8 protein-coding genes are annotated in these 10,955 nt (G+C 66.3%); 4 read left to right on the plus strand and 4 right to left on the minus strand.

Translation table 11 applies throughout. From position 1 onward, the window contains the following. Positions 1 to 70 precede the first annotated feature (70 nt). Together AABD04_RS22845 and AABD04_RS22850 are read right to left on the minus strand one after the other, a co-directional pair. On the minus strand, positions 71 to 673 hold the full coding sequence (locus AABD04_RS22845) for a TetR/AcrR family transcriptional regulator (RefSeq protein WP_032377568.1): 603 nt from the start codon (positions 671 to 673) through the stop codon (positions 71 to 73). Positions 674 to 735: 62 nt separating this feature from the next. Further along, on the minus strand, positions 736 to 1,911 hold the full coding sequence (locus tag AABD04_RS22850) for a glycoside hydrolase family 3 N-terminal domain-containing protein (RefSeq protein ID WP_341442599.1): 1,176 nt from the start codon (positions 1,909 to 1,911) through the stop codon (positions 736 to 738). A gap of 151 nt (positions 1,912 to 2,062) precedes the next feature. Between AABD04_RS22850 and AABD04_RS22855 the strand changes: the two genes are divergently transcribed. From AABD04_RS22855 to AABD04_RS22865, 3 genes are all read left to right on the plus strand, one after another. Then, the gene (locus AABD04_RS22855) at positions 2,063 to 2,530 is read left to right on the plus strand and encodes a universal stress protein (RefSeq protein WP_243595210.1); all 468 of its coding nucleotides are present in this window, start codon (positions 2,063 to 2,065) and stop codon (positions 2,528 to 2,530) included. Positions 2,531 to 2,633: 103 nt separating this feature from the next. Further along, on the plus strand, positions 2,634 to 2,804 hold the full coding sequence (locus AABD04_RS22860; RefSeq protein WP_082073827.1) for a DUF2613 domain-containing protein: 171 nt from the start codon (positions 2,634 to 2,636) through the stop codon (positions 2,802 to 2,804). 22 nt (positions 2,805 to 2,826) lie between these two features. Next, positions 2,827 to 7,074 (plus strand): alpha-(1->3)-arabinofuranosyltransferase, encoded by a 4,248-nt coding sequence (locus AABD04_RS22865; protein WP_341442600.1) that lies wholly within the window; start codon positions 2,827 to 2,829, stop codon positions 7,072 to 7,074. Here AABD04_RS22865 and AABD04_RS22870 read toward each other — a convergent pair. Next, positions 7,052 to 8,200, minus strand: coding sequence for an acyltransferase family protein (locus tag AABD04_RS22870; protein WP_341442601.1), 1,149 nt, complete (start codon positions 8,198 to 8,200; stop codon positions 7,052 to 7,054). The genes AABD04_RS22865 and AABD04_RS22870 overlap by 23 nt on opposite strands. Before the next feature lie 166 nt (positions 8,201 to 8,366). On the opposite strand from AABD04_RS22870, the gene AABD04_RS22875 reads away from it, so the two are divergent. Then, complete coding sequence (locus AABD04_RS22875) at positions 8,367 to 9,500, plus strand: PorA family protein (protein ID WP_341442602.1); 1,134 nt, start codon at positions 8,367 to 8,369, stop codon at positions 9,498 to 9,500. 236 nt (positions 9,501 to 9,736) lie between these two features. Here the strand turns inward: AABD04_RS22875 and AABD04_RS22880 are convergent, their stop codons facing one another. Next, complete coding sequence (locus tag AABD04_RS22880; protein ID WP_341442603.1) at positions 9,737 to 10,951, minus strand: polysaccharide biosynthesis protein; 1,215 nt, start codon at positions 10,949 to 10,951, stop codon at positions 9,737 to 9,739. Between the last annotated feature and the right edge of the window lie 4 nt (positions 10,952 to 10,955).

The raw sequence follows: 10,955 nt of genomic DNA on the forward strand, positions 1-10,955 counted from the left end.
GTTATGGACGGATTTCCTCGGATTTTCGTCCATAACTTCGAGTTCGGCAGCGCTAGGTCGTGACGGCCAGCTAGGTGGCGGCGGTCTTCTTGCCGGCCAGGCCGCGCCACGCCAAATTCTCCAGCAGGTCCGCTGCCGCGTCGACCTCTATTTCGCCGCCTGCCACTCGGTCGGCCACGGCCTCGCCGGCCCCGACCAACGCGACGGCCATCAGCCCGAAATTCTGCGACTGCTCCGGATCCCTCGTACTCATCGCGAGCAAGCCGGCCGTCAGCTCGATCAGCCGATCACGACTGCTCTGCACCTGTGAGGCGAACGCCTGCTGACCGATCGCCTGACGGTAGAGCACCATCCACGACTTCCGGTTCTCGCCGACGAAGCCGAGGAAGCCGATCAGCGCCTTGCGCAATTGCTCGCGTGGCGTCAGGGTCGGATCTGCAGCGGGTGTCAGAGCTTCGACGAACTTGACGCCCTCGCGGTGGATGCACGCGGCGAACAACTCGTCCTTCGACCCGTAGTACAGGTAGAGCATCGGTTTGGAGATGGCCGCCTTCTTGGCGATCGAATCCATCGACGTCTCATGAAACCCGTTGTCGGAGAACACATCCACCGCCGCGTCGAGCATCTGCTGCTCGCGGACGGCGCGGGGCAGTCTCTTGGTGCCGCCAGCCATGGACCCTCCAATACGTACGAAGTACTAGACGTTACTCCACGGTAAGGTCCATTACCTCCCAATCAGGCCCCGCACGCCCCCTTGAACCGGGCAACCGTCGCTGCGGCCTCGTCCACCTGACCCGCCGGGAGGCGTCCCGTCGCCACCGCGTCCTCGAGATTGTCCAACACTGCGGGCACCTGATCGGTGGTGAGCCACAGCGCCACGTCGGCTCCCGCGACAAGGGCCGCCTCGACCGCGTCGACGATCCCGAGTCGAGCCGTGATCGCCGCCATGCCGCTGAGGTCGTCGGTGAAGATCGGGCCGTCGAACGGCGCGGCACCGTATCCGACGCCGTCACGCAGCAACGCCATCGCTGCCGGGCTGATACTCGCAGGCACTCCTGGCTCGGTCAGCCCCGGCACGTCGAGGTGCCCCACCATGACGCCGACTCCTGGGCTGTTCAGCGCTGCGAACGGCAGGAGATCCTTGGCCTTCAACTCGTCGAGCGAAGGAGTCGTCACCGCGCCGGTGTGCGAATCGCCCGAACCCGAACCGTGTCCGGGGAAGTGCTTGATGACCGGCTTGACGCCCGCGTCTTCCAGACCCCGCGCGTAGGCCCCCGCATAATCGATGACGACCTGCGGATCGTCGGAGAACGACCGATCGCCGATGACGGAATCAGCAGGCTGAGCGCTCACGTCGACCACCGGGGCGTAGTCGACGGTGACCCCGAGGTCCTTCAGACCCCGACCGCGTGTCAACGCCTGCTGATACGCCTCGTCCACCGACACCGTCTGGGCCAGCACGCGCGCCGACGGTGCCTCCCCCAGCAGATCCGCGACCCGCGAGACCCGTCCACCCTCCTCGTCGATCGTGACCATCGGAGCCACCGCGGAGGCGTCGAGCACCTGCGGAACCTCACGATTACCGAGCATCGACTCGTCGGTCCAACTGCCGATGAAGATCCCACCCACCTGTTCGGTGGACATGATCTGCACCGCGTCCGCAGTGCCGGTGACTCCCACGGTGAGGAGCTGAGCCAATCGCTGGCGCTCCGACAATCCATCGACGAACGCAACGCAGTCGTCGACGGGCGGTACCGGTTGCGGGACCGTCGTATCGACGGCGGTGGTCGTCGACGCAGAGGCCGCAGCCTGCGTCGACGCCACCTGCGCGGACTCGGTGGAGCACGAGACCAACAGGCCGACACCGACCGTCATCACCGCAGCGGACCGAACAGAAAACCGAAGTCGCATGATTCGACGGTAGCCGAGATGGGGAGTGTTGCTGCCACCCCTCCGGTTGGGATCAATGTGGCTTTCTTGCACTCCGAGCGACTGGAAGCCACATTGATCCAGACCGGGGGCGCTAATCTGGACGAACGCGACATGAGGAGGAGTTCGAACCATGACCGCAGACCTCATCCTGATTGCCTACGACGGCTCCGACAACGCCAAACGCGCCATCGACTACGCAGGCCGATTTCTCACCACCTCGCGAGCGATCGTTGTCACCGCCTGGGAACCGATGGTCCGTCAGGCCGCTCGAATGTCCGGCCTCTCCGGCGTCATGCAGCCCGAGTGGGTGCCCGACGACGAGGCCGAGGATGTCGCGCTCACCGATGCGAAAGTGACCAACAGTGAGGGCGTCGCCCTGGCCGAGGCCGCAGGCCTGAAGGTGGAAGGACAGTGCACCGAATGCACCACCGCCATCTGGAGCGCGATAGTGGAGAAGGCCGACGAGATGGACGTCGACATCATCGTCACCGGTACCCGAGGTGCCACCGGACTACGTGCGTTGCTGCAGAGCTCGGTGGCCGAGCACGTTCTACGACACAGTCATCGACCCGTCCTGATCGTTCCCCCCGGCAAGTAACGCGTCCAGCGGCCTGATGGGCGGATGCGAGTGATACCGTGATGCCCGCGTGGGGGTCCACCTCACCCGCTTCTTTCCTGAGCCGACTGACTGGAGAACCGAGATGAAGTTCGCTGTCCCGGGTGTCATTGCCGCCGTCGTCGGAGCCGTGTTGGGTGCGGGCGTCGTGTTCGGAGTCACCGCAGCCGCAGCCGACAATTCTCGTCCGGATATCGATCGCTCCGGAAACGCCGACTCGTCCTTGCTGAACCAGGTTGAGTACGGCAGCCGCTGACGCTGGTCGCTTTCGTGAATCGATGATCTCGGCCGAGTCGCTCGGCCGTAAGTGGCTTCTCGGCGTCTCGATTCTGGCGTTCCTCCTCACCTTTCTGCAGGTCCCCGGCTTCACCGTCGCCGACACCAAGTACGACCTGGCTCAGAACCCCCTCGGATTTCTCGAGCGCGCCTCCCATCAGTGGAACAGTGCAGCGCCGCTCGGCCAGGTACAGAACCAGGCCTACGGCTACTTCTTCCCGCACGGGGCGTTCTTCGCCGGCGGGGATCTACTGTCGATTCCGCCGTGGATCACTCAACGACTCTGGTGGGCGCTGCTGCTCATCGCCGGTTTCTGGGGAATCGTCCGGCTCGCCGAAGCCCTCGGTATCGGCAGCCGCACCTCCCGGCTGATCGCAGCGACGGCCTTCGTTCTCTCGCCCCGAGTCATCACCACCCTCGCGTCGATCTCCTCGGAGACGATGCCGATGATGCTGGCACCGTGGGTGCTGGTCCCGATAGTGCGGTGTCTGAACACCGAGTCCGTGAAACAGGCGCTCTGGCGACCGGCTGCACAGTCGGCGCTGGCAGTGGCGTTGATGGGCGCAGTCAATGCCGTGGCCACCGCCGCCGCCGTTCTGGTGGCCGTGATCTGGATGCTCACGCATCGACCGAACAGGCGTTGGTTCGTCTTCGCTGGTTGGTGGACGGGCTTCCTGGTACTCGCGACGCTGTGGTGGATCGTCCCACTGCTGTTGCTGGGGAAGGTCTCGCCACCGTTTCTCGACTACATCGAATCGTCCGGCACCACCACGCAGTGGACGTCGCTGACCGAGGTGCTGCGCGGCACTGGTAGTTGGACGCCGTTCGTTTCTCCCGAGCGAGTGGCCGGAGCCGTTCTGGTGACTCAGCCCGCTGCAGTCATCGCGACGGGCCTGATCGCGGCGGCTGGAATCGCGGGCCTGGCGATGCGCTCGATGCCCGCCCGCGGCCGGTTGACGATCATGCTGTTCGTCGGACTCGTCGGTCTCGGTGCCGGGTTCGTCGGCGATCTGGACGGTCCGTTCGCAGCCACTGTCCGATTGTTCCTCGATTCCGCAGGCGCACCGCTGCGCAACATCCACAAGCTCGAACCGGTCATTCGCATCCCGTTGGTGCTGGGCCTGGCTCACCTGTTGGCGCGAGTTCCGCTCCCGGGCTCCGCTCCACGGACGCAGTGGCGCGAGGCCGTCGCGCATCCCGAGAAACACCCGATGGTGGCGGTGACGGCGTTGGTCCTCGTGGCCTTGACGCTGTCCACCTCGTTGGCGTGGACGGGCAAGCTCGCGCCGCGCGGCGCATACGAGGCCGTTCCGCAGTACTGGCACGACGCCGCCGACTGGCTCACCGACAATGCCTCGGGGTCGAGCCCCGACGGGTCCGACGCCCAGCGAGCGCTGATCGTGCCCGGCGCGCCGTTCGCCCTGCAGACCTGGGGCCTGACCCGCGACGAACCACTGCAGGCTCTGGCCACCACGCCCTGGGCCGTGCGCGACGCCGTCCCGCTCACCCCGCCGGGTGCCATCCGCGCACTGGACTCCGTGCAACGACTCTTCGCCGACGGACGGCCGTCGGCCGGATTGGCCGATACCCTTCGGGGCCAGGGCATCAGCTACGTCGTGGTGCGCAACGACCTCGATCCCGAGGACTCCCGATCCACCCGTCCGGCATCGGTGCACCAGGTGCTCGACGGTTCGCCGGGACTCGAGAAGGTGGCCGAATTCGGTGAGGACGTGTCTCCCGGTGAGGTCGACGGCGTCGTTCTCGACGGTGATCTGCGCCCTCCCTATCCAGCTGTGGAGATCTATTCGGTGGGCGATACGGCAGACATTCCCGCGTCCGGTCCCTACACCGTCGACCTCGACCGCGTCCCCGTGATCCAGGGTGGCCCGGAGTCGATTCTGCGCTCGAACGAACTGCGGAACAGCGGGATTCGCACTCCCGTGCCGGCCGGGCCGACACTGCTGGCGTCGGACGCGGCTGCCGCCGGCATACCCGTCGACTCGGTGACGGTGACCGACACCCCGATGAATCGCGAGACCGACTTCGGCCAGGTCGACAATCACAACTCTGCACTGCGAGCCGCCGACGAGCCGCGACGTTCGCTCAACGAGGTGTCCGACTACCCGGTGTACGGGGCGAAGACGGTGAACGCCGAGTGGGAGGGCGCAACTCTGACGGCGTCGAGCTCGGCGTCGGACGCCACGCAGATCGGCGGCAGCGCCCCCGGCAGCGGTGTCGCCGCCGCGGTGGACGGCGATCTGGCCACCGGCTGGATCAGCAACGGCATCGAACGTGCTGTGGGGCAATGGCTTCAACTGGACTTCGATACCCCGGTGCGCGGCGGACTGCTGCACATGCGCACGAGCCCGGGGACGATCGGCGACCCGGTGAAGTGGGTGGAGATCACCACCCCGAACGGCTCGACGGCGGCGCGCGTCGACGAGCCGGGTGAGCCGATGACGGTGTCGCTGCCGGGCGGCGAGACTCCGTGGCTGCGCATCACCGCGAAGTCGACGGTCGACGGCACCCGGGGCAGCCAGTTCGGCATCAGCGAGGTCTCGGTGGACGACTACTCCGACCGGGACAACCCGTTGCCGGTACCGATCGTGCACCGCGCGGTGCTGCCGGAGACTCCGGCCGGAGCGAGCGTCGACGCCTGGGAACTGGGCCAGGAATTCCCGGGCCGCTCGGGGTGCCTCGACACCGAGGATCGAATCCGGTGCAGCAGTGGACTGTCCAAGTCGCCCGAGGAACTGGGGCGCTTCTCCCGCACGATCGACGTGCCGATGGGCACCGCGGTCATTCCCGACCTGACGGTGCGGACCCGTCAGTCTCCCGAGCTCGAAGCGCTACTGGCGCAACCGGGTCGACCGTTGGCCCGCGGGGCGTCGGACGTCGCCGACCTGCACGGCTCGGCGTTTGCCGCAACCGACGGTGATCCGCGCACATCGTGGACCGCGCCGGAGAAGTCGATCACCGATCGAGCCGGCACCAACCCCACCCTGACCATCGAATTACCGGCTCCCACACTGGTGGACGGGCTCGAACTCACCCCCAGCCTCGGTGAACTTCCGGCACACCCCACTCGGGTCGCCGTCAACCTCGGCAACGGCCCGATGGTGCGCGACGTCGACACCGACGGCTCGACGACCCTCGAGCTGGCACCGTACATGACCGACAGGATCGTGTTGTCGATCGTGGACTGGGACGGCGTACTGGACCGAAACTCTTTGGGCTTCATCCAGTCTCAGCCACCGGGGTTTGCCGAAGTGACGCCGCTGTCCGGTGGAGAATCGATCGGCGCACCGTACGACGGCGATCGCGTGATCACCGTGGACTGCTTCAACGGTCCCATCGTCTCCATTGCCGGGCAGACGGTGCGCACGTCGGTGACCGCTACCGCCGACCGATTTCGCTCCGGCGAACCCATGAAGGCCTCGGTGTGCGACGCCGATATCCCGGTCGACGAGAACTTCGTCAACCCGGTCTCGTTGCCCGAGGGACGCCAGGACATCGTGGTGCAGCCGGGAGCGTCGTTCTTCGTCGACGGTATTCGATTGCGCACCATGCCCATTCCGGCGCAGTGGCCGACGAGCTCAGCACCGCAGTCCGCGAGGACCACCGCCTGGAGCCCCGATCACCGCGAGGTGACGCTCACCTCCACGACGGAGGATCGCTTGCTCGTCATCCCGGAAAGCAACAACAATGGTTGGCGCGCAACCACTCCCGGTGGCGTCGAACTGTCCCCGGTAGTGGTCGACGGCTGGCAGCAGGCCTGGATCGTTCCGGCCGGGGCGTCGGGCACGATCTCGTTGGATTTCGCCACCGATCGTTGGTACCGACTCGGCATCTTCGGTGGGCTGCTGCTACTGATCCCGCTGTTCTTCGCGGCGCTGCGTCGGCCGCGTACTGCGCCGGATGTCGGTCCGCCGCCTCGGCCGTGGCAGAGCGTTCCGGCCGCAGTTGCGGCGCTGCTCGCAGCCGCGATCGTGTTGGCCGGGATCACCGGCGCTGCCGCGGTGGCCGTGATCGGTGTCGGCGCGGTGCTCGTGGACCGCCGCTACGGTCCCGCGCTCTCGTCGCGCGTGTTGGTCTCCACGGCAGGCGGATTCACGCTGCTGGCTCCAGCGCTGCTCTCCCTCGGTCCGTGGCGATCTCCCGACGGGTATGTCGGCGGGTCCTACTGGGTGCAGCTGGCCGCGCTGATCGGGATCGTCGCGTTGGCGATCAGTGCGATACGGAAGCCGTGACCGCTTTCTTGCGGGATGCGAGGCGTCGTCGAGCAGGGTCTTCCACCAGGGCGTAGCTCGCCGCTGCCACCGGAATCGACAGTGCGAGAGTCACCGGCAACACGAACCACATCCCGCCCGAGAAGGGGACGATGCCGAATACCGGGAACACGACGGCCAGCACAGCCAGATGCCAGATGAACAACCCGTACGACCAGCGGCCCAGCGTCAGCATCACCGGATGCTCGAGGAAGCGATGCCGACGACCGTCCTCGGCGAGAATCAGCGGGGCAAGCATCGCGAAGGCCAGTATCGCGCCGAGCAGGATCTTGATCTCGAACTGCCAGGCCGCCGGGCGCACCAAGCCCTGCGGACCCGCCAGAGGAGTCGCCGACAGGGCGAACGCGGCAACCGCGATGGACGACATGACGAACCGGCGACGAGCCATCCGATGCACCCAGGTCGGTGGCCCCACCGAGATCTCGGCGAGCAGCATCCCAGCCGCAAACCACGGGAAGTAGCCGGGGAGCCAGTTGTCGTGGTGAATGCCGTCGGGAGTCGACACCGGAACGAAGGCCCACGACAGCGTCAGTACCGCAGCGCCCAGAATGACCGGGATACGGCGGGCGGCGGCCGCACCGCGCAGGCGCACCATCAGCCACGCGAACACCGGCAGCAGAAGATAGAAGGCGAGCTCGACCGACAGCGACCACATCTGCGTCAAGCCCTGGGTCAGGGTCAACGGCACGAACACCTGAGTGAACGACAGGTTCGCCAGCCACACGCGGTAGTCACCGCCGGCATCGGGTAGAAACATCAGGATCAGTGTCACGCCGACCAGGTAACCGGGCAGAATCCTCGCGAACCGCGATCGGAAATAGCGGCCGAGCGGCTGGGCACTCCCACGACCGCGGGCTGCCGCCGCATGCGGACGCCACAGCAGGAACCCCGACAGCGAGAAGAAGATCGCCACAGTCAGGTCGAACCTTCCCCAGACATGACCCAGGATCGGCGACGTCGCGCCACCGGTCTGAAAGGCCACATGGGTGACAACGATTCCGATGCACGCGACGGCACGCATCCCCTCGAGTGACGGTACGAACCCACGAAGCGGGACAACGCTTGCCGAACGGGTCTGGGTGCTCATGGTGGCCTCAAGTGTGCCGTGTCGAACCGGCGCAGACGAGACCGGTGCCACTGTCGACTGTTACTGTCACCTGCGACGTGTCGTACTAAAACGGGCATCGGGTCGGGGCGAACGTGTTTTCCGCCCGCGGTGTCTTCCATGAAGCGGTCAACTAAGGAGATTCAGCATGGCGGAGCGCTCAGGGCCGAGCCGGATACTTGCCCTCGTACTCATCGGCTTGGGCGCGTTCCTGGTGGTCGCCGCCATCCTCATTCCCACGTACACGGTGTCGGCACTGGCGAAGACGCCGTTGGACCTCGAGGTCACCACCGTCTCCACCGGTGAGGGCAGCGTGCTGGAGAGGACCTCGCTCGCAGCCGGACGCGTCGTGGTCGACCAGAACGTTCCGATCGTCTCGCAGCGATTCGTCACCGTCGAGGAGCCCTCCGACGCCGACATCATCACTGTTCAGGCCGGAACGACGTTGCGTCGCACCGACAAGCAGGCGGATACCGGCTTGCTGTCCGCCACCGTGGACCGCGTCACTCTCGACCGCAAGTCCTCGATGCCCGTCGAGAGCCCGATCGGCACCATCCAGGTGGCAGGCGACAAGCCCGCCGAGGAAGTTGCCCACACCGGTCTGCAGTACAAGTTCCCGTTCGACGCAGAGCAGAAGAGCTACCCGTACTTCGACATCAACACTCGCCAGTCCCAGGACATCGACTTCGTCGAGGCAACCGAGATCAACGGCACTCCGGTATACAAGTATCAGCAGACGATCGCACCGGTCGATCTGTCGACCGTTGCGAACCTGCCCACCAACAAGGTGACTCTGCCCGCCGACACCTGGGGTGTCGAGGGTGGAGCCGAACCCGTCACGATGACCCGCTGGTACGAGAACACCCGCACCCTGTGGGTCGAGCCCGAGACCGGCGTCATCGTCAAGGGCGACGAGGAGCTTCACCAGTACTACGCACGTGAGGCAGGCCAGCCCGAGGTCGACGTGCTGAAGACGGGACTCACGTTCGACGAGAACACGGTCGAGTACCAGATCCAGCAGGCGAAGGAGGGCAAAGATCAGCTCTCGCTCTTCGGCCGCACCGTCCCGATCGTCGCCGGCATCCTCGGCGTCATCTCGCTGATCGCCGGAGTGTTCCTGCTCCTGCGCGGCGGAAACGGTGGACACCGTCAGCCGGCACGGGCCGACAACGCGCTGCGACCGAACCCCGCAGGCGGAGCAGCACCCGCACCGTCCAGCAACCGCGACTGGACGACGGATCGCACGGAAGAGATTCCGAGGACGAACCTCAACAAGGAGTAGATGCGCTACGCGCAGTGGCGTGGTTGAGTGCCCGTGGGGGCACACAACCACGCCACTCGTCTATGTGGAGACGGGACCCAACTCAGCAATGCTCCCCGAATCGGTGCAGTCACGGTGACCGGGTCTCGTAGTCGACAGGCTTACTCGAACCCGATTACGCCAGATCATTGGTGCAGGGCTTCACCGCCGCGGCCGAAGGTATTTCGAGCCGACAAGAGGAAGTGTGAACAGGTTCGTCAGACCCCCTGGCGATCCACGCGGTTTCCCCACAACACCAGCCCGCACACCACCACCATCGTCACCGCGGCGGTAACTGCGGCGACGACGACGAACTGCGCGAGTGTCGACGCCACGAACAGCAACAGCAACACCTCCGCGGCGAGGGCGAACCAGGCGACGAAGGCAAGATGGGTGCGCTCACCCGCGATGGCCCACAGCAGCGCGCTCTGCAGCACGGCCAGGCACGCGCCCTGCAGCACGAACAGCCAGACATAGTTCTGCACACCGGAATACGTATCGCCCACCACCAACGGCAACAGCGGAGACGCCACTGCACCGCCGATCACCAGGACCGTGCCCAACCCCGCGACGACAGCCAGCGCCGATCGCACCGCGGAGGCAGAATGCAGCGGGTTCGCCATCCGCGGATACAGCACCACGCCGACGGCCTGAGGCAACCAGAACGCTGCCTTGGACGCAACGGCCCCGACGGCGTACAGCCCGGCCTCGTTGGAGCTGAGCAGCGTGCGCGCCAGCACCAGATCCAGCGCGGACATCGCGATCAACACCAACTGCACCTGCGACGCCTGCAGCACGGCCAGAACGGTCACCTTGGTTTCCGACACCGAATTCACCGGTACCCCGGCCGTCCACCGCGCGCCGAGCGCCACCACGCCGATACCCGCCGCCGTGGCCAATAGAACCGAACCGGGGCCACCGCCGAGCAGCAACACCAACACGGCCGGGGCCACCTTGCCGACACCGGCCGCGGCCAGCACGACGCTCAGAGCTCCGAAGCGCCCACGTCCCTGCAGCAGTCCCTGTTCGGCGGCCAGCAGAACCAGCACCGGCGCAGCGACGACCGCCGATACGGTCGCCGCCATCGAGATGTCCATGGCCGCGGACAGTGCGGGGGCCAGCGCCAGAGCGAGCACCCCCACCACCGCCGCGCACCGATACCCCAGGGTTCGCAGTTCACGAGAACTGCGACCGCGCACCACTTCACGCGCAACAACGGACTGCAACGCCAGCGCCGGAACCGCGAGAACCAGTTGCGCAGCAAGCAAACTCGCGAATTCGCCGTAGCCCTCGACCCCGAGCATCCGGCTCGCCAGAACCTGCAGCAGGTACGCCGCCACATTCGCGAACATCGAACCGGCCGTCACCATCCCCATGCCGGCGACCGACGCACCCGCTGTGGGGTCTGCCTCGGACGAGGCGCGGAAAGACATGAGC

The sequence above is a fragment of the Rhodococcoides navarretei genome (assembly GCF_038069675.1).
Lineage (GTDB): Bacteria > Actinomycetota > Actinomycetes > Mycobacteriales > Mycobacteriaceae > Rhodococcoides > Rhodococcoides navarretei.

What these genes read in the sequence shown, in the direction of transcription:
- AABD04_RS22845 (WP_032377568.1), bottom strand. Translation starts at nt 673, where the DNA reads ATGGCTGGCGGCACCAAGAGACTGCCCCGCGCCGTCCGCGAGCAGCAG.
- AABD04_RS22850 (WP_341442599.1), bottom strand. Translation starts at nt 1,911, where the DNA reads ATGCGACTTCGGTTTTCTGTTCGGTCCGCTGCGGTGATGACGGTCGGT.
- AABD04_RS22855 (WP_243595210.1), top strand. Translation starts at nt 2,063, where the DNA reads ATGACCGCAGACCTCATCCTGATTGCCTACGACGGCTCCGACAACGCC.
- AABD04_RS22860 (WP_082073827.1), top strand. Translation starts at nt 2,634, where the DNA reads ATGAAGTTCGCTGTCCCGGGTGTCATTGCCGCCGTCGTCGGAGCCGTG.
- AABD04_RS22865 (WP_341442600.1), top strand. Translation starts at nt 2,827, where the DNA reads ATGATCTCGGCCGAGTCGCTCGGCCGTAAGTGGCTTCTCGGCGTCTCG.
- AABD04_RS22870 (WP_341442601.1), bottom strand. Translation starts at nt 8,200, where the DNA reads ATGAGCACCCAGACCCGTTCGGCAAGCGTTGTCCCGCTTCGTGGGTTC.
- AABD04_RS22875 (WP_341442602.1), top strand. Translation starts at nt 8,367, where the DNA reads ATGGCGGAGCGCTCAGGGCCGAGCCGGATACTTGCCCTCGTACTCATC.
- AABD04_RS22880 (WP_341442603.1), bottom strand. Translation starts at nt 10,951, where the DNA reads ATGTCTTTCCGCGCCTCGTCCGAGGCAGACCCCACAGCGGGTGCGTCG.